We start from the raw sequence: 16,843 nt of genomic DNA on the forward strand, positions 1-16,843 counted from the left end.
GGTGAACGCGACTTTCACCCTGGCAGCTGGCACCCTGACAGCTGGCACCCTGACAGCTGGCCGCGAGGATCAGCGACCCTCGCGCCACCAGCCCAGTCCCAGCATGGCGGTGATCAAAAGCACCATGAGCAGGCCTGGCAGGAGCGGGATGCGGGTCGAGGCGCGCACCACGTAGCGTTCATTGCGCTTCAGGCCGAGCCAGGAACGACCGGACTGGTCGGCTGTGGCGCGAGTCCGGCGCAGGTTCGGCAGGGCTGCATCTGGTCCGTCGCCGATGGCAAACAGGCCGCCGCCGGTCGCATCGACGAAAGGATCGAGCATGTCGGCTGACGGACGCATGTCGGCATATTCCAGCGGATTGATCGGACCGAGGGCGGCAACGGTCGTCAGGTCGCCAGACCGCAGTCGCACGAGGCCCGAGCCCGAGGCGGGGACGCGCGCGGCAAAATGGCCGGGCTCGCCCTCGGATCCGGTCATGGTAACGACGTCCTGGCGGCCATCAGGCCAGGTCAGCTGCAGTGGCGGCGGCGTGTCGGACAGCGTGACCCGGTCGACCTGCAGCTCGCCATCCGTGGCAAAGGCAGTCAGGCGTTCCTCGTCGAGCTCGGGTTCGCGCATCAGCCAGTGGGCGACCCGGCGGAACATTTCCGCATAGGGGCCACCACCTTCAAAGCCGCGCGACCACAGCCAGGTCTGATCCGACATCACGATGGCGGCACGACCGTCTCCGGCGCGCTGGACCACCAGGAGCGGATCACCATCGGGTGTCTCGAGCAAGGTCTCCCCGCCCAGCGCCGTGCCGTGAATGTGACGCAGCCAACGACCCCATTGCGGTGTTTCACCGCCACCGGCCAGCCCGGCAGTCACCGGATGACGCAGTCCGGTATCGGTCGGCTCCGGCGTGAACGGCGCGTCGGTGATATAGCCCGTCGGACGCACCGGCAGCACAGCCGCCAGCGGCGTGCGATAGAGGCTCGGCGGTCCGGCAAAGGGCGGGCCGGCCGTGACCAGGAGCGCGCCACCATTCTCCACATAACGGGCGATATAGTCGAAATAGAGCGGCGGCATGATGTTGCGACGGCGATAGCGGTCGAAGATCACCAGATCGAACTCGCTGAGGCGCTCGACGAAGAGCTCCTGCACCGGGAAGCCGATCAGGGCCAGCTCGTCGACCGGGGTCGAGTCGCGGCGATCCGGCGGCCGCAGGATTGTGAAATGGACAAGGTCGACCGACGGGTCGGATTTCAACAGGTCGCGCCAGGCCCGGGCGCCATTGTGGGGCTCTCCCGTGACCAGCAGTACACGCAGGCGGTCACGCACACCGGACACCGAAACGGCAGCGCGGTTGTTGATCAGCGACAATTCCTGGCGACCGGCCTCGACTTCGGCCTCGATGACATTCTGGCCGCGGCGCTCGACGGGAACCTCGACGCGGGTCGAGCGACCGATCGGAATCGCATGGACTTGCGGGTCACCTCCCTCGAAGCGGAAGGCGACATTCGCCGTGCCCTGCATGGCGTCGTCCTCGACGCGGATCACGAAGGAGACTGTCTGGCCGACAATGCCGTAGCGCGGCGCTTCCTCGATCATGAGGCGGCGGTCCCCGGCATTTCGGTCGCCGGTCAGGACATGGTGGATCGGGGCATCGACATTGAGCGCGTTCGCGTCCGGCGGCGCGTCATGCACCTGGCCGTCGCTGACCAGGACGATGCCGGCCAGCCGGTCGGGCGGTGCGCTGGCAAGGGCGGCGTTCAGGCCGTCAAACAGCATGGTGCCGTCGGCAGTTTCACCGGCCTCGACCTCGATCAGGTCGAGCAGCGGGTCCGCCTCGGCCTCGCGGCGCAGGGCGGCCGCCATTTCCCCGGCCGCCTCGCGGCGCCCGCCCACCGTCATCGAGGAAGACGTGTCGGTGACCAGCACGGCGATATCGGGCAAGGGGTCGCGCTCTTCCTCGACCAGCGAGGGATTGGCGAGAACCAGCGCGATCAGGGCGACGCCGAGCGTGCGCCAGAACCAGCCGGACAGTTTTTGCAGCCCGCCGGCAGCAATCGCCAGCAGGGCGAGGCCGGCCAGACCGCCAATGACGGGCCAGGGCAGGAGGGGTGCAAAGTCGAGCGCCGACACGGTCGCAGCGAGAGGCGCACTCATTGTCCGAGCCTTTCCAGGATGTCGGGCACGTGGACCTGATCTGCCTTGTAGTTTCCGGTCAGGGCATACATCGCGATATTGACGCCGAACCGGATTGCCATCTCGCGTTGGCGGTCGCCGCCGTCAATCGGCGCAGCGGCGCCGCCATTCTCGCCGCGTGACCAGGCTGTGGCCCAGTCGTGCGAGCCGATGATCACGCCGGAGGTGCCGTCACGCGATGCGCCATCGGGATTGGCCTCGACCCAGACCGGCGATCCGGAATAGCGGCCGGGGAAATCCTGCAACAGGTAGAAGGCCCGTGTCAGCACATGGTCGCTCGGGATCTGTGACAGGGCCGGTACGTCGATACTGTCGAGCACATTGACCAGGCCGGGATGCGGCGCGCCGGCACGCAGCATGGCGATGTCGGCGTCCTGGGTGTCGAACACGATCAGACCGCCGGCCGACAGATAGGCCGCGACCCGGCGCGAGGCTTCATCGCTCAGCGGCCCTGCGTCGCGGGTGACAGGCCAGTAGAGGAGGGGAAAGAAGATCAGCTCGTCGGTGTTCACATTCACGGCGAGCGGTGCTTCCGGCTCCATGGCACTGCGCCGGAAAATCTCCTGCGACAACCCGGTCAGGCCGGTTCGGCTGCGGTTGTCGATCGTCGTGTCACCGGTGGTGACATAACCAAAGCGCAGGGTCAGCGCGGCCTGCATCATCTCATCGCTCAGCTCAAGCCGTTGCGGGGCGGTCGGTGTGTCCTGCGCCTCGGCGGACGGTGCGGCCAGCGGCGCCAGGCCGAGCGCGAGCAGGGCGGCGGCGGTCGCCCCGCCAAGCCGCACCGGCAGGCGTCCGGCCAGGCCGAGCGCGATCAGCACATCGAGGGTCAGCATGATGAGGGCGGTGGCCAGCAGGAAGGCATCGAAATGGCGGGCGCGCGGGCCGTCGAGGCCGGCAAAACTGGCGCCGGGAAGGTCGCGGGGCAGGGGGTCCATGCGGGTGTCCGGTCCGATGATGTTGAGGGCGCTGGCCGCCGATCCGAGCCGATAGAGGCCGGGCGGCGCCACCGGCGAGACCGGTGTGGTGTCGAAGCTGGCCGCTGGCACGGGGCGGGCGGTGACCGGTGCGGCGACCAGCTGGCCACTGGCATCAAGCGCCCGGTCGAGAATCCAGGCGCCATTGCCGGGTACCGAGGCGGTGCCGCCCTGGGCGAGTCCCATCAGGCGCTGCAGCATGCGCGGGAAGAGGCCCGACAGAGGCAGGTCGGACCAGTCCGGGCTGGCGGTCACGTGAAAGAGCACGATCCAGCCGCGGGCGCGGCGCTCGGCGGTGACAAGCGGCGTGCCGTCTTCCAGTCGCGCCCAGACGCGATCCGGCGTGGCGCTGCCCGGCTGGGCGAGAACCTGGCGGTCGATGGTGGCGGTGCTGTCAGCCGGCAGGCCGGCAAAGGGCGAGGTGTCGGGGAAGGCCGCGATGCGTTGCGGTTCGTCCCAGTTCAGGGATCCGCCGAACAGGCGGCCGCCCTCGCGCAGGATGACAGGCAGGAGATCGTCGCCCTGTGCCGCCAGGCGCGGCCCGGCGAACCGGATCAACACGCCACCCTCATTGACGAAGTCGACGATGCGCTGATCGTCGGAGCGGGCGCTGTCCGTCATCACCAGCACCGAGATGTCCTCGGCCAGCAGGGCGTCGAGATCGCCATCGATCAGCTGCGCATGCGGCCCCAGGGCGCTGCGCACATAGTGCAGGTCGGACAGGAGCGGCTGGCCCTCATCGCTTTCCAGCGTGATCAGGCCGACACGCGGACGCTGCCACTGGTCGCCGAGCAGGCGGACAGAGGCGGCCGACGCCGTGCCGTCCAGGCGCAGGCTGGCGATCCGGTTGCGCAGGTCCAGCGGCAGGGCGATATCGGCGGATGCGCTGCCGTCTCCCGCCTCGAAGGTGACATCGCGGCGGGCGATGGCCCGGCCATCGCTGCCAAGCGCGGTCACGGCGACCGTGCGCGGGAAGTCGCGGGTCGCACGCAGAACGGAGACGGTCAGACCATCGGCGGCCGGTTCGGGCGCCGCCAGAGCCAGCGGTGCGCGACCCGCATCCGGCTCGATCACCGTGAGGTCGCCCAGCGCGTCAAGCGTGCGCGACAACTGGGCCGCGTCGCGACTGTCGACGCCGTCACTCAGCCAGGTCACGGCCATGGCGCCGTCCAGCGTACCATTATTGCGGGCCGCGGTGATGCGATCGGCGGTGGCGCCGCGATCGGCCGGCCAGGCTTGCGGCTCGGCGTTCTCAAGCTGGCGGCGGGCCTCGTCGGCATTGGCCAGGCGCAGGGCCGGCGCCGCCTGCCCGGTCGGGGCGGTCGTGACGAGGGCCACGGCACGGCCGTCGCGTTCAGCTTCGTCGATCAGGCGCTCGGCCTCCTGGCGCATGTCGTTCCAGGCGGCGGCACTGGCCCAGCCGGTATCCACCACGATCAGGGCGGGGCGGGTTTCTTCCTCGACGCTGGGCGGGGTCCAGACCGGACGCGCCAGGGCGATGATGACCAGGGCCGCGATCAGGAGGCGGAACAGGATCAGCCACCAGGGCGCATGTTGCGGAGTCTCGGCATCATCCGGTGCGCCGAGCAGAAGGCGCAGCGGCGGGAAAATCGCCCGCTTGGGGGCCGGCGGGGTTGCGCGCAGCAGCAGCCACAAGAGTGGCAGGGCAACAAGTCCGGCCAGCGCCAGAGGGGCGCCGAAAGAAAGAGGGCCAAGGGCAAACATCAGGTCAGACATCCCTCGCAAGGGCGCGGAAAAGGGCCAGAACGGCGCTGGTCGCCGGACGGTCGGTACGATGGGTCACCAGGGTCCAGCCATATTGGCGGGCCAGTCCGGCCAGGCGTTCGCCATGCTCGGCCCAGCGCTCGCGATAGGCGGTACGGGCTTCCTCGGCGCGGCCGAAGAGCAGGCTGGTCCCGCCGCCAGGGTGTTCGAAACGGGTCCGCCCGGCATAGGGAAAATCCTCCTCCGCCGGGTCGACGACGCGCAGCAGGATGCCATGCGCCTCCATGGCCGCAAAGCGTGACAGGCGGGCCGTCCAGGTTTCGATCGGATCGAGGAAATCGCTGGCCAGCACCACGCGACCGAAGCGCGAGATGTTGGGGGCTTCCACAGCCGAGGCGTCGCCGGGACCCAGCGCCAGCCGGCGCGAGGCGCGCTCAAGACCCAGGGCACCGGTGCGCGCAATGGCCGATTCGCCGAGCACGCTGACCCGCTCGCCGCCCTGGGTCAGCAGGGCTGCGATGGCGATCTGGCAGACCGCGGCGCGGTCGATCTTGGCGCTGTGATTGCGGCTCGAACTGTAGCGCATCGAGGCGGAACCATCGCGCCACAGCCAGATCGTATTGGCCGCTTCCCACTCATTCTGGCGCACGAAGAGCTGATCCGAGCGTGCCGACTGGCGCCAGTCGATCGCCTGGCGGCCATCCTCGGGACGGTGGTGACGATACTGCCAGAAGGTCTCGCCAATGCCGGAGCGGCGACGGCCATGCACGCCCTGGGCGACCGTCGCGGCAATGCGATCGGCCTCGGCGAGCAGGGACGGCAGGCTGGCCGCCGCGTCCTCGCCTTCATGGCGCAGCGAGACAACGCGTGTCTCGTCCTGGCGATTGCCACTCTGGCTCATGATCAGGCGGCCCGGTCGGCGAGCGTCTTGATCAGGCCTTCCAGCGTGTGTCCGTCGGCGCGGGCCGCGAAGGACAGCGCCATGCGGTGTTTCAGGACCGGCTCCGCGAGGGCGGCGACGTCTTCCGTCGACGGAGCGAGACGCCCCTGGAGAAGCGCGCGGGCGCGGCAAGCCAGCATCAGGGCCTGGCCGGCGCGCGGACCGGGACCCCAGGAAACGCCTTCGCGGACTTCCGGCAGGTCGGAGTCTTCCGGGCGGGCGAGGCGCAACAGGTCGAGAATGGATTCCAGCACGCGCTCGCCCACCGGCAGGCGGCGCACGAGGGCCTGGAGCTTGAGGATTTCCTCGGCGTCCAGGACCGAGACCGATTCAGCAGTCACCGCGCCGGTCGTGGCGAGCAGGACGGCGCGTTCAGCGTCGCGGGACGGGTAAGGCACATCGACGCGCAGCAGGAAGCGGTCGAGCTGGGCTTCGGGCAGCGGATAGGTCCCTTCCTGCTCGATCGGGTTCTGGGTTGCCAGCACGTGGAAGGGCCTGGGCAGGTCGTGCCGCTCGCCGGCGACGGTGACATGGCCTTCCTGCATGGCCTGCAGGAGCGCGGCCTGGGTGCGCGGGCTGGCCCGGTTGATCTCGTCGGCCATCAGCAGGCGACAGAAGATCGGGCCGGGCAGGAAGCGGAAATGACGTTTGCCGTCATCGCCCTCCTCAAGCATTTCCGAGCCGAGAATATCGGCCGGCATCAAATCCGGCGTGAACTGGATGCGTTTGGTGTCGAGACCGGTCGCCACCGCGATGGTCTCCACCAGACGGGTCTTGGCCAGGCCGGGTGCACCGACGAGCAGGGTGTGACCGCCGGACAGCATCGCCGTGAGGCAGAGCTCGATCTCGTTTTCCAGCCCGTAGATCACGCGGCCAATGGACTCCTTGACCGCCTTGAGGCGATCCGTCGCGGCATCAGCTTCAGCGATCAGCTCTGCACCGGGTTCATTCATCTCGGTCATCGTCCTACATTCCTCTCCGATACAGACCATATATAGGCCAGTTGGCGCGACGCAGCATGGCGTTGCGCAGATAAGGTGTCCATGCCCTCGACCTCGCAACGCCGTGATCCAATGCAGTCGCTGCTGAAGGCAGCCCGCGAGGCCGGAACCGGCCTGCCGCCGGTCGAGCGCTGGCATCCCGCGTATTGCGGGGAGATGGACCTCGTCATCAGACGTGACGGATCATGGTGGCATGAAGGGGCGCGCATCACCCGGGAACCTCTGATACGGCTGTTTGCGACAATCTTGCGGAAAGATGACGACGGCGTTCATTATCTTGTGACGCCGGTTGAGAAAATCGCCATCAAGGTGGAGGTCGCACCCTTCCTGGCCGTGCGAGTCGATGCGGTTGGCGAGGGCCGGGAGCAGTCGCTGGTTTTTCACACCAACATGGACGAGTTGGTCGAGGCCAGGGCCGATCATCCGATTTCGGTCAGCCTGGATCCGCAAACCGGCGAGCCCACGCCCCTGGTCCATGTGCGTGGTCAGCTGCAAGCCCTGATGACGCGCCCTGTCTTCTATGAGCTTGCCGGACTGGCCGTCGAGCATGACGGTGCGACCGGCGTTTGGAGCGGGGGCGAATTTTTCGCCCTGGGAGCATGACCGCGTGACGGGCAAGGGCGGCATCGACGCGCTGCTGGATCGCTTGCGCGACCGGCTGGATCCGGTCGAAGGGCCGACAACGCAGCCGTGTCTGGGCGATGCCGATCTCAATGGCGGTCCGGCCGGCGTGCCGGCGGCCTTTGCCGATGTCGAGATTCGCGATGCCGCCGTGATCGCACCGCTGATTCTTCATGATGGTCCGCCGCGCCTGCTCTTGACCGAGCGTGCCTCTCACCTGCCACGCCATGCCGGACAGATATCCTTCCCCGGCGGGCGCATTGATGCCGGCGGCGAGACCGCTGCCGAGGCGGCCGTGCGCGAATTGGAGGAAGAAGTCGGGATCGCCGCGAGCCATGTCGAGCTGATCGGCCGCTTTGACAGCTATGCGACGGTGACAGGCTATCACGTCACGCCGTTTGTCGGCGTGATCAAGCCGGGCTACGCGATCATGCCTGATCCTGGTGAAGTTGCCGACGTTTTCGAGACCCCATTTGATTTCCTGATGGACCCGGCCAATCATCAGCGTCATTCCCGCGAATGGCAGGGTCATGTCCGGCATTTCTATGCGATGCCGTGGGAAGGTCGCTACATCTGGGGGGCGACAGCAGGCATGCTGAAATCCCTGCACGATCGACTATATGGATAGAACATGGTTCGCATCACACTCATCGAAATCGCTTCCTTCCTGTTGCCCTTTGCCCTGTTCATGATCTGGCAGAGGCTGTCGAGCCGCGCACCCGATGCAGGCCGCCTGCCGACGCTCCGCCTGGCGGCTGCCGGCGCCGCGACGGCCATCGTGATGATGCTGGTCCTGGTCTTCCTCGATGCCAGCCAGGCCGGACGGCCCGGTGAGCGCTATGTGCCGCCGCAGAATATCGATGGCCGCATCATTCCCGGGCATTTCGTGCCGATTGATGAAAACGAGACTGGCGATGAGGGCGCGGACGAGGCCGCCGATGACGGCGAGACCGACGAACCGCAATGACTGCGATCCGGCTTGATCCAGCGGATCATGGCTGGATGACCGCACCGGCCACGTTGAAGGTGATGGCGGCTCTTGAGGCAGCCCGGCCGGGCTGCGCGCGTTTTGTCGGTGGCTGCGTCCGCAATGCCCTCATGGGAAAGCCGGTCGCGGATATCGACATCGCCACCCGGCTCGACCCGGACGCGGTGATCGCTGCCGCCAGGGCCGCGGGCCTCAAACCGGTACCGACCGGCAAGGCGCACGGCACGATCACGGTGATTGCCGATGGCGACGTGTTCGAGGTGACGAGCCTGCGCCGCGATGTGGCGACCGATGGGCGCCGCGCCGTGGTTGCCTTCACCCAGGACTGGGCCGAGGACGCGCAACGTCGCGATTTCCGCCTCAATGCACTTTACGCCGATGCCGATGGCGTGATTTACGACCCGACCGGTGGCCTTGATGACCTCGCCGAACGGCGTTTCGTTTTCGTGGGCGATGCCGAGACCCGCATCCGGGAAGACTATCTTCGTATCCTGCGTCTGTTCCGCTTCGAAGCCTGGTACGGGCGGGGCCGGATTGATCCGGCAGCCCTGGCTGCCGTCGAAAAACTGCGTGGCGGCCTGCATAAATTATCCGCCGAACGGGTCTGGGCCGAGCTCAAGAAACTCCTGTCCGCGCCTGATCCGCGGGCGGTCATCGAGGTGATGCGGGATTTCGGCCTGCTGGATTTGATGCTCGGAGTGAACGGATCATTAAGAGTCCTGAGCGGTATCATTGCACAAGATGTAGAATACGGATTAGCGCCCGATTCGTTGCTTCGATTTGTGGCGCTCGCCGATGGCGGACCGGAAAGGATCAGGACCATGGCAGCCAAGTTGAAAATGTCGAACGCAGAAGCTCGCCGGCTCGAGGGCGCGGTCAATCCCGCAGCCCGCGACGATGTCCGCAAGGCCTGGTCAGACAGCGCCGCCGCGGAACGTGCCATCATGACTCTCGGCGCCCGCGCCTTTGAGGACCAGGTCCGGCTCGAGGCCGCTGGCGAAGTGGCTCCGCCGCCGCGCGACTGGACTCTGCTGGCGCAGTTCGCCCGCGAATGGAAAGAGCCGGAGTTTCCGGTCAAGGGTGGCGATCTCATCCTCTTGGGCTATGAGCCCGGCCCGATGCTCGGTGACGCGCTGGACGAACTCAAGGCGCTCTGGATCGCCGATCGCTTCGAGCCGACCAGGGACGAGCTGATCGCCCGGCTGAAAAAGCACTAGGCGTCACTTTCCGAATGAATTTGAAAAGCCCCGGTCGCAAGGACGGGGCTTTTTCGTGGCCGTTTGGGACTGGTTGCGTGCATGTGATGGCGGCGCGTGCTTGGCTTGCCGGACTTGATCGCAATTCGAAGGTGCCGCTCATGACCAACGCCCGTGGAACACCAACGATTCCCTGTCCGGAATGCGGTACCGGGATCACCATCGACGTGCAGGCCATGCTGCTGGGCCAGTCTTTCGAATGCCCGCAGTGCCGGGTGACAATCGCGCTGGCCGATCAGTCGGGCCACGAGGTGGAAGCGGCGATGGAGCGCTTTGAGGCGCTCCGCCAGTCCGGCTCGGGCGATCCGTCCTAGCCGGATCGACCCCGCCAGCCGGTCGCCGTCAGATATCCAGGTTGAGATACATGGCCGTGAAGGCGAGGCTGTCGACCACGCCGTGGGCGATGATATTGGGCCAGAGATTGCGCTTGTTGACGAGATAGAGCGTGCCGAGGGCCAGGCCGATCAGGCCGGTGACGATCAGGCCGCGAATGCCCTGGTAATAGGCGTGGGCGATGCCGAAGATAAGCGCCGGGACGAGAATGGCGACAAGGCTCGCCCAGCGGGCATCGGGCAGCAGCTTGCCGATCCGGTCGATCAGATAGCCGCGAAAGAAGATCTCCTCGCCGAAGGCGGCGCTGGTCCAGCCGATCGCCATCCACATCAGATAGACCGGCAGATTGCCCTCGATATTGCCCCACCGGGCCTCCACCCCGTCCTGGGTGCCTTCGGTCGACCAGAAGCCCAGCGCGTCGCCGGCGAGGGCGGTGCCGGCGCCGATGGCGAGAATGGCGGCGACGCCGAGCAAGGCCTGGGGCAGGATGAGCGGTATGGACCACCAGCGCGTCAGCCGGCGCAGGCCGAAGCTCGACCAGCTTTCCCGGTGACGGATCGTGAAACCGGCGATGGTCGCGAGGGTGAAGGCCAGCGAAATCGGGCCGGCAAAGCGCCAGGCAATCTGGTCGAAAACGAGTTTGGTGACCACCAGAACCGCCATCACAATGGCAAGCTCGATGATCAGGCCGGGCGCGCGCCGGAGCGGTGTATCGGTCATGCAGATGTCCTCACAAATGAACCGCGAGCGCGGTCAGTCGAGGACAGGGTGAAGCCGTCAGGCAGCCCGGTCTTGAACGATTGTGCGGGCATAGCGGGCGGGCGAAATCCCGTGCGCCGCCTTGAAATGCCGGCTCATATGCGCCTGGTCGGCAAAGCCGGCGGCGCTCGCCAGCTCGGCCAGTGGCTGGCGGCGGATGAGGCCGTCGCGGACCACGTCCAGACGGCGCTGGGTGAGGTAGCGGGCCGGGCTGGTGCCGCGCAGGGCCCGAAAATCCCGGCAAAGCTGCCAGCGGTCCTGGCCGGTTGCGGCTTCCAGCTCGGCCAGCGAGATCCCGTTCTCCACGCGATCGCGGATCATCCGGCTGGCCGTATCAATGATGGCTTCGGTCACCGGCGTGACCGGAGCCGGCGCATCGCACACCGTGTCCAGCGCCTGGGCGAGGTCGATCAGCGTATTCTCACGGTCCAGCTCCGAGGCGTCGGCCGCCAGCCCGAAGGCGCGGCGAACAGCCTGGATGAGGTTCCGGTCCTGTGACACGCCCCTCGCCAGAAAGGGCAGGCCGCGGCCCGGGCGATGGCGGGCCAGCACTTCCGGCAGAACGGTGAGACCCGCATAGCCAAAGCCGCCTTCTGTGCCGGGACGTCCGTCATGCAGTTCGTCAGGATGCAACACCACCACCGCACCCGGCCGGGACATCCGCGTGGCGCCACGATAGTCAAACGCCTGCACCCCGCGCGTGGTCAGCGCAAACGTGTAGGTGTCATGGCGATGCGGCGAAAAGGCGGTATCCACCAGATCGGCACTGAAGCGCTGAATGGGGAGCGGGCTAGTCGTCGGGGGCATGCGGTTTCCAGGTTCGGCCAGGCTTGAAAGATGCAGGCCAGACCGCAATTGGATGCGCGAGCAGCGCCGGCGATCTTTCGGAGCACAATTTCGTTTGCCAGCTGGTGGGGGTGGTTCGATAGTCCGGACACGGCCCGGACGAGTACGGGAAGCAAGTGAGTGAAGGGGAAGGCGATGCGGGTGACGGCAGCGGTCCGGATCACGCTGTGGCGGCAAATCGCGAGCGGGATCGTCCTTGCGGCGATTGCGGGCTCGGTGACACCGGGTCTTGCTGCCCAGAATGTCATCCGCACCAGCCAGCCCCCGGCCGCCGAGGCCCAAGAACCGGACCGACCGGTCGGCGATGCACCGGTTCAGCTGCCGGCCCAGCCGACCGCCCAGCCAACGCCCCAGCCCGTGGTCCCGCGCCCGGCCATGCCCGCAGTCCTGCCGACGCAGCGCGTTTACCTGGCGGCCAATGACGGTGTGGGCAGGCTGCGACCGCCGGAACCTGTCCGGACGCGGCATATCGAGATCCCGGCTTTCTCCGGTGCTGCCATCGCGCAGTCGGGCTGGACCTATCTCGAGTGCACCGCCGACGTCACCGAGCGCCGCCCCGACGGCACGGAAGGCACCGTCACCACTGTGACGAGCTTCCGTTTCAACGCCGAGCGTGCCGAACGGCTTGATCCGGCGACGAACGCCTGGATTCATGACTGCGTCGAGGGCGACGGCTATTCCTGTGTCAACGAGACCGTGTCGGACAGCGAGGTGCGTTGCACCCGTGCCGGCACGAATGCGGGCGGGGGCGAGCTCTATTTCGATCGCTCCATCTACCGCGAAACCGGCCGCTATACCGTGCAGGATTTCGCCTATGATAAGAATGGCGCCGCCCACAGCTGGCGTGCGGACCGGGAATGCGTGACCGGCCGGGATCCGGCCGGTTTTGGCGCGCAGGAATGAGGAAGATGGACATGAAATCGATCATTATTGCCGGTCTAGCTGCCGGCGCGACCGGGCTCGCCCTCTCCGATTCAGCGATGGCGCAGGACGGCTGGACGGTCCTCGACTGCACCATGGAGACGACAGCCTACGTGCTCCGCGACGAGACCCGCGAGGTGGCGCAGCCGGGCACGCAGCAGATCCGGTTCCGGGTCAGCGCGTCCGGCTTCGAGCGCTACAGTCCGGAAAACGCCCGGTGGGAATCGTTGTGCGCGGCATTGTTCGATTCCATTTCGCCGCGATGCGATTTCGAGCCGGGCAGAGTGTCGAGCGACTTTGAGCTTCCCTTGGGGGGCGCCGAGGTCAGCATGGGCTTGCCGCAGATGCGCTATCCACCGCCGGCCTGGACAGAGCGGACGTCGATCGATCTGCGCTCGGGCGCGCTCGCATACTTTCGCAGGAATGTGGAGACCATCGAGTGGGTGGATGTGAGGCATGTTGTCACCCAGACTGAGATTAGAGGCGGTGGCGCCTGCACCGTGCAGGCCGGCCCGTAGACGCCATGAGCCGTGCCGGTTCGGGCGATTCCGCGACGAACCTTGGCGCCGGCAGGTCTTCGGCGAGGAATGTGTTGATCAGCGTCGGCTGTGCGGCCCCGGCCTCGGCGGCGGAAGGTCAAGCTGGCGAGGTCCGCCGGAACACCGTCCAGCGTGAGGCAGGATTCGCCTACGGCCACTTCGCTTCCGGCGGCATGGAGGAGAGGATCGACTTCACATTGCCGCCGGTCTCGAGGCCGAACTTGGTGCCGCGGTCGTGCAGCAGGTTGAATTCGGCATAGCGGCCGCGGCGGATCAGCTGTTCCTCGCGGTCCTCTGCCGTCCAGCTCTCGCCCATGCGGCGGCGGACGATCTGCGGATAGATGTCGAGAAAGGCGAGGCCGACATCGCGGGTGAAGGCGAAATCGGCGTCCCAGTCGCCGCTATTGTGGCGGTCATAGAAAATCCCGCCAATGCCGCGCGGCTCGTCGCGGTGGGGCAGGTAGAAATACTCGTCACACCATTTCTTGAAACGGGTGTGGAAGTCATCGCCATGCTTGTCGCAGGCGGCCTGACAGGCGGCGTGGAAGTCGATCGCGTCGGGATGGTCCTGGGTGCGGGCGCGGTCGAGCACCGGGGTCAGGTCCATGCCGCCGCCGAACCACCACTCGGTGGTGGTGATGAAGCGGGTATTCATGTGCACGGCCGGAACCTTGGGTGACCACATGTGGGCGATCAGCGAGATGCCGGTGGCGTAAAAGCGCGGATCCTCGGCGGCGCCGGGGATCTGCTTGCGGAATTGTTCGGAGAACTCACCCTTCACGGCCGAGACATGCACACCGACCTTCTCGAACAGGCGGCCGCGCATGATCGCCATCGTGCCGCCGCCCTCGTCTTTCGACCCGTCACCGCGGCGCCACTCCTCGCGCTCGAATGTGCCGGGCGCAGCCGGATAGAGGGCGTCCGGCGCCTCGCGCTCAAGCGCTTCGAATTCGGCGCAGATCCGGTCCCGCAATTCCTCGAACCAGGCCTTGGTCGATTCGCGCTGGATGTCGGAGGCTGCGGCGGCGGGGGAGGGTGTGTTGGTCATGCCGCGATGTTTAGCGCCTTGGCGGATGAGGGCAAGCGCGCGGGTGTACGTCGGGGCGGAGGGGGACAGATACAATTAACGTGGCGCGTTAATTGTACCTGTCTCCCGCTTGGGTGCGTCTTCACCCTGGTGGGGAAGAAAGGGGAGGCTACCCCAATCCCAGCTGCCGGCTGGCCTCGGCCAGGGCGATTCCCGCCGAAACGGTCACATTCAGCGAGCGCATCCCGTCGCGAATCGGAATCCGGACGCGACATTCCGCCGCGTCATGGACATCGCCTGGAACCCCGGCACTTTCGCGCCCGAACAACAGTCGATCATCGGCGGCGAATGAAAAATTCCACAGGTCTTCCGCGCTCTTGGTGGTGAACAGGACGAGGCGTCCGACTGCCGCCTGCGGACTTGCCTGATAGGCGGTCCACGAGGCATGGCGCACTGGCGATATTGCTGCCTGATAGTCCATGGCCGCTCGCCTGATTCCCTTGTCTGTCAGGGGAAAGGCGCAGGGTTCAATGATGTCGAGTTCCGCCCCGAAACAGGCGGCGACCCGCATCGCTGCCCCAAGGTTTTGCGGAATATCCGGTTGAAAAAATACGATCCGCATTCTAAGCCGCGCTGAGACTGGACCCAACTGTCTGCATGCGGCATTGCGCCACCTACTGGTCAGTGCGTCCGGGAGTAGTTTATACCGCGTCAAACCCCGCGTGTGCGGGCACGTCAAGTGTGACGTGGTTTTTCTGGGGCAGGGCCCGCATCCCGCGGTCCCGTTTAGATAAGAGAAGAGGTCGGCTCGTGACGGAAGAGAACGGCGCGCCCGGCGGACACGGTCAGGAACCGTCCCGCCGCGACTTCATCTATATCGCTGCTGGCGGTGCGGCCGCTGTTGGCGGCGGTCTCGTAGCCTGGCCATTCATCGACCAGATGAACCCCGCAGCGGATACGCTGGCGCTGGGGTCCATCCGTGTTGATGTGTCCGTGGTCCAGGTGGGGTCGGAAATCACCGTCATGTGGCGCGGTGGTCCGGTCTTCATCCGTCACCGCACGGACGCTGAAATTGCCGAGGCCCGCGAGGTTGCGCTGAATGCGCTGCCGGACGAGGACGCCCGCAATGACAATCTGCCGGCCGGAACGCCGGGCACCGACGCCAACCGCGTCCTGCGCCCGGAATTCCTGATCGTGAAGGGCAATTGCACCCACCTCGGCTGTGTGCCGCTGGGCCTGGGCGCCAATACCGGCGATTATGATGGCTGGTACTGCCCCTGCCACGGGTCGCATTACGACACCTCGGCGCGCATCCGTCGTGGTCCGGCACCGGAAAACCTGCCGGTTCCCGACTATTATTTCGAGACCGAGACGACCGTGAAGATCGGTCTGTCGCCTGAGGAAGCGTCTAACTCCGGGTGGGCTGTATCATGAGCGGACCTTCGACCTACAAGCCGGGAAGCGGCGTCGAGAAATGGCTCGATGACCGTCTCCCGATCATCCGCCTCGGCTATGACAGCTTTGTCGACTTCCCGACGCCGCGGAACCTGAACTACTGGTGGACTTTCGGCGGCATCCTGGCCGTCTTCCTGATGATCCAGATCCTGTCCGGCATCGTGCTGGCCATGCACTATGTGGCGCACGAGGATTATGCCTTCGACAGCGTCCAGCGGATCACCCGCGACGTGCCGTTCGGCTGGCTGATCCAGTCGATGCACGCCAATGGCGCCAGCTTCTTCTTCGTGGCGGTCTATCTGCACATGTTCCGCGGTCTCTATTACGGCTCCTACAAGGCGCCGCGCGAGATCCTGTGGATCCTCGGTGTCGTGATCTACCTCCTGATGATGGCGACCGGCTTCATGGGCTATGTGCTGCCTTGGGGACAGATGTCCTACTGGGGCGCGATGGTGATCACCAACCTGATCGGCGCGCTGCCCTTCGTGGGCGATGCGATCCGCGAATGGCTGTGGGGCGGCTTCTCGGTCGGCCAGGCCACGCTGAACCGCTTCTTCTCCCTGCACTACCTGCTGCCTTTCGTGATCGCCGCCGTTGTCGGTCTTCACATCTGGGCGCTGCACGTGCCGGGCAATGGCAATCCGGTCGGTCTCGATGTCCGCAAGGGCGATGCCGGCAAGAAGGACACGCTGCCCTTCCACCCGTACTACACGGTGAAGGACGGCTTCGCGATCATCGTCTATCTGATGATCTTCGCGGTCTTCGTCTTCTTCCTGCCGACCGTGCTGGGCCATGCCGACAACTATATCGAGGCGAACCCGCTCTCGACGCCGGCCCACATCGTTCCGGAATGGTATTACCTGCCTTTCTACGCGATCCTGCGTGCCATCACCTTCGACATCGGTCCGATCGACGCCAAGCTGGGCGGCGTGCTGGCCATGTTCGGCGCCATCGGCATCCTGTTCGTCCTGCCCTGGCTGGACACGTCCAAGGTCCGCTCGATGCGCTACCGGCCGCTGACGCGCTGGTTCTTCATCTTCTTCGTGGTGGCAGCACTCGGCCTCGGCTGGTGCGGTGCCGTGAACCCGGATGATTACGTGATGGGGATAACGGGCTTCAAATTCCTCTATCTCGGCCAGTTCCTGACCTTCTACTACTTCGCCTACTTCATCGTCGTCCTGCCGGTGTTGGGCATTATCGAAAAACCCAAGGAGCGTCCGGCCTCGATCGAAGCCGCGGTTCTTGGCACGGACAAGGCCTGAGGGGAG

Annotated in this window: 17 protein-coding genes; 9 read left to right on the top strand and 8 right to left on the bottom strand. The window is 66.2% G+C overall.

The genetic code is table 11. From position 1 onward, the window contains the following. Positions 1–69: 69 nt before the first annotated feature. Genes QZZ02_RS06415 through QZZ02_RS06430 form a run of 4 tightly spaced genes read right to left on the bottom strand, consistent with a single transcriptional unit; the run spans position 70 to position 6,791 of the window. On the bottom strand, positions 70–2,148 hold the full coding sequence (locus tag QZZ02_RS06415; protein ID WP_291843142.1) for a hypothetical protein: 2,079 nt from the start codon (positions 2,146–2,148) through the stop codon (positions 70–72). After that, entirely contained in the window at positions 2,145–4,901 is a 2,757-nt protein-coding gene (locus tag QZZ02_RS06420) for a DUF4159 domain-containing protein (protein ID WP_291843143.1), read from the bottom strand. The genes QZZ02_RS06415 and QZZ02_RS06420 overlap by 4 nt, the downstream gene beginning before the upstream one ends. Continuing rightward, the gene (locus QZZ02_RS06425) at positions 4,894–5,790 is read right to left on the bottom strand and encodes a DUF58 domain-containing protein (RefSeq protein ID WP_291843144.1); all 897 of its coding nucleotides are present in this window, start codon (positions 5,788–5,790) and stop codon (positions 4,894–4,896) included. Before QZZ02_RS06425 ends, QZZ02_RS06420 begins: the two co-directional genes overlap by 8 nt. A 2-nt stretch (positions 5,791–5,792) precedes the next feature. Continuing rightward, a complete protein-coding gene (locus tag QZZ02_RS06430) occupies positions 5,793–6,791 on the bottom strand; it encodes a MoxR family ATPase (RefSeq protein ID WP_291843145.1) in 999 nt (332 codons plus the stop codon). A gap of 111 nt (positions 6,792–6,902) precedes the next feature. Between QZZ02_RS06430 and QZZ02_RS06435 the strand changes: the two genes are divergently transcribed. From QZZ02_RS06435 to QZZ02_RS06455, 5 genes are all read left to right on the top strand, one after another. Continuing rightward, positions 6,903–7,433: a DUF1285 domain-containing protein gene (locus QZZ02_RS06435; RefSeq protein ID WP_366511511.1), complete on the top strand. Its 531-nt coding sequence runs from the start codon at positions 6,903–6,905 to the stop codon at positions 7,431–7,433. Positions 7,434–7,437: 4 nt separating this feature from the next. Continuing rightward, entirely contained in the window at positions 7,438–8,079 is a 642-nt protein-coding gene (locus QZZ02_RS06440) for a CoA pyrophosphatase (RefSeq protein ID WP_291843146.1), read from the top strand. 3 nt (positions 8,080–8,082) lie between these two features. Then, entirely contained in the window at positions 8,083–8,418 is a 336-nt protein-coding gene (locus QZZ02_RS06445) for a DUF6111 family protein (protein ID WP_291843147.1), read from the top strand. Next, a complete protein-coding gene (locus QZZ02_RS06450; RefSeq protein WP_291843148.1) occupies positions 8,415–9,656 on the top strand; it encodes a CCA tRNA nucleotidyltransferase in 1,242 nt (413 codons plus the stop codon). Before QZZ02_RS06445 ends, QZZ02_RS06450 begins: the two co-directional genes overlap by 4 nt. A gap of 140 nt (positions 9,657–9,796) precedes the next feature. Further along, on the top strand, positions 9,797–10,009 hold the full coding sequence (locus QZZ02_RS06455) for a hypothetical protein (protein ID WP_291843149.1): 213 nt from the start codon (positions 9,797–9,799) through the stop codon (positions 10,007–10,009). A gap of 28 nt (positions 10,010–10,037) precedes the next feature. Here the strand turns inward: QZZ02_RS06455 and QZZ02_RS06460 are convergent, their stop codons facing one another. Then, the gene (locus QZZ02_RS06460) at positions 10,038–10,748 is read right to left on the bottom strand and encodes a type II CAAX endopeptidase family protein (RefSeq protein ID WP_291843150.1); all 711 of its coding nucleotides are present in this window, start codon (positions 10,746–10,748) and stop codon (positions 10,038–10,040) included. Positions 10,749–10,805: 57 nt separating this feature from the next. Then, positions 10,806–11,594 carry an AraC family transcriptional regulator gene (locus tag QZZ02_RS06465; protein WP_291843151.1) on the bottom strand — a complete coding sequence of 263 codons (789 nt, stop codon included), beginning with the start codon at positions 11,592–11,594 and terminating at the stop codon, positions 10,806–10,808. A 174-nt stretch (positions 11,595–11,768) separates the two neighbouring features. Here QZZ02_RS06465 and QZZ02_RS06470 point away from each other — a divergent pair, with 174 nt between their 5' ends. Continuing rightward, the gene (locus QZZ02_RS06470; RefSeq protein ID WP_291843152.1) at positions 11,769–12,536 is read left to right on the top strand and encodes a hypothetical protein; all 768 of its coding nucleotides are present in this window, start codon (positions 11,769–11,771) and stop codon (positions 12,534–12,536) included. A gap of 11 nt (positions 12,537–12,547) precedes the next feature. Next, on the top strand, positions 12,548–13,072 hold the full coding sequence (locus tag QZZ02_RS06475; RefSeq protein WP_291843153.1) for a hypothetical protein: 525 nt from the start codon (positions 12,548–12,550) through the stop codon (positions 13,070–13,072). A 169-nt stretch (positions 13,073–13,241) separates the two neighbouring features. Here QZZ02_RS06475 and hemF read toward each other — a convergent pair whose 3' ends face one another. Both hemF and QZZ02_RS06485 read right to left on the bottom strand, forming a co-directional pair. Continuing rightward, the gene (gene hemF / locus QZZ02_RS06480; RefSeq protein WP_291843154.1) at positions 13,242–14,141 is read right to left on the bottom strand and encodes an oxygen-dependent coproporphyrinogen oxidase; all 900 of its coding nucleotides are present in this window, start codon (positions 14,139–14,141) and stop codon (positions 13,242–13,244) included. Positions 14,142–14,289: 148 nt separating this feature from the next. Continuing rightward, a complete protein-coding gene (locus QZZ02_RS06485) occupies positions 14,290–14,742 on the bottom strand; it encodes a tRNA (cytidine(34)-2'-O)-methyltransferase (protein ID WP_291843156.1) in 453 nt (150 codons plus the stop codon). Positions 14,743–14,930: 188 nt separating this feature from the next. Between QZZ02_RS06485 and petA the strand changes: the two genes are divergently transcribed. Further along, positions 14,931–15,554, top strand: a complete 624-nt coding sequence (gene petA, locus QZZ02_RS06490; protein ID WP_291843157.1) for a ubiquinol-cytochrome c reductase iron-sulfur subunit — start codon at positions 14,931–14,933, stop codon at positions 15,552–15,554. After that, positions 15,551–16,837 (top strand): cytochrome b N-terminal domain-containing protein, encoded by a 1,287-nt coding sequence (locus QZZ02_RS06495; protein ID WP_291843158.1) that lies wholly within the window; start codon positions 15,551–15,553, stop codon positions 16,835–16,837. Before petA ends, QZZ02_RS06495 begins: the two co-directional genes overlap by 4 nt. The last annotated feature ends 6 nt before the right edge of the window (positions 16,838–16,843 follow it).

Origin of the sequence: Maricaulis sp., assembly GCF_015665295.1 — a bacterium.
Lineage (GTDB): Bacteria > Pseudomonadota > Alphaproteobacteria > Caulobacterales > Maricaulaceae > Maricaulis.

Excerpts from the sequence above, each read along its gene's own strand:
- QZZ02_RS06485 (WP_291843156.1), bottom strand. The coding sequence starts at position 14,742 with ATGCGGATCGTATTTTTTCAACCGGATATTCCGCAAAACCTTGGGGCA.
- QZZ02_RS06445 (WP_291843147.1), top strand. The coding sequence starts at position 8,083 with ATGGTTCGCATCACACTCATCGAAATCGCTTCCTTCCTGTTGCCCTTT.
- QZZ02_RS06475 (WP_291843153.1), top strand. The coding sequence starts at position 12,548 with ATGAAATCGATCATTATTGCCGGTCTAGCTGCCGGCGCGACCGGGCTC.
- QZZ02_RS06435 (WP_366511511.1), top strand. The coding sequence starts at position 6,903 with ATGCAGTCGCTGCTGAAGGCAGCCCGCGAGGCCGGAACCGGCCTGCCG.
- QZZ02_RS06430 (WP_291843145.1), bottom strand. The coding sequence starts at position 6,791 with ATGACCGAGATGAATGAACCCGGTGCAGAGCTGATCGCTGAAGCTGAT.
- QZZ02_RS06455 (WP_291843149.1), top strand. The coding sequence starts at position 9,797 with ATGACCAACGCCCGTGGAACACCAACGATTCCCTGTCCGGAATGCGGT.
- QZZ02_RS06450 (WP_291843148.1), top strand. The coding sequence starts at position 8,415 with ATGACTGCGATCCGGCTTGATCCAGCGGATCATGGCTGGATGACCGCA.
- QZZ02_RS06425 (WP_291843144.1), bottom strand. The coding sequence starts at position 5,790 with ATGAGCCAGAGTGGCAATCGCCAGGACGAGACACGCGTTGTCTCGCTG.
- QZZ02_RS06495 (WP_291843158.1), top strand. The coding sequence starts at position 15,551 with ATGAGCGGACCTTCGACCTACAAGCCGGGAAGCGGCGTCGAGAAATGG.
- QZZ02_RS06415 (WP_291843142.1), bottom strand. The coding sequence starts at position 2,148 with ATGAGTGCGCCTCTCGCTGCGACCGTGTCGGCGCTCGACTTTGCACCC.
- hemF (WP_291843154.1), bottom strand. The coding sequence starts at position 14,141 with ATGACCAACACACCCTCCCCCGCCGCCGCAGCCTCCGACATCCAGCGC.
- QZZ02_RS06465 (WP_291843151.1), bottom strand. The coding sequence starts at position 11,594 with ATGCCCCCGACGACTAGCCCGCTCCCCATTCAGCGCTTCAGTGCCGAT.
- QZZ02_RS06420 (WP_291843143.1), bottom strand. The coding sequence starts at position 4,901 with ATGTCTGACCTGATGTTTGCCCTTGGCCCTCTTTCTTTCGGCGCCCCT.
- QZZ02_RS06470 (WP_291843152.1), top strand. The coding sequence starts at position 11,769 with ATGCGGGTGACGGCAGCGGTCCGGATCACGCTGTGGCGGCAAATCGCG.
- QZZ02_RS06460 (WP_291843150.1), bottom strand. The coding sequence starts at position 10,748 with ATGACCGATACACCGCTCCGGCGCGCGCCCGGCCTGATCATCGAGCTT.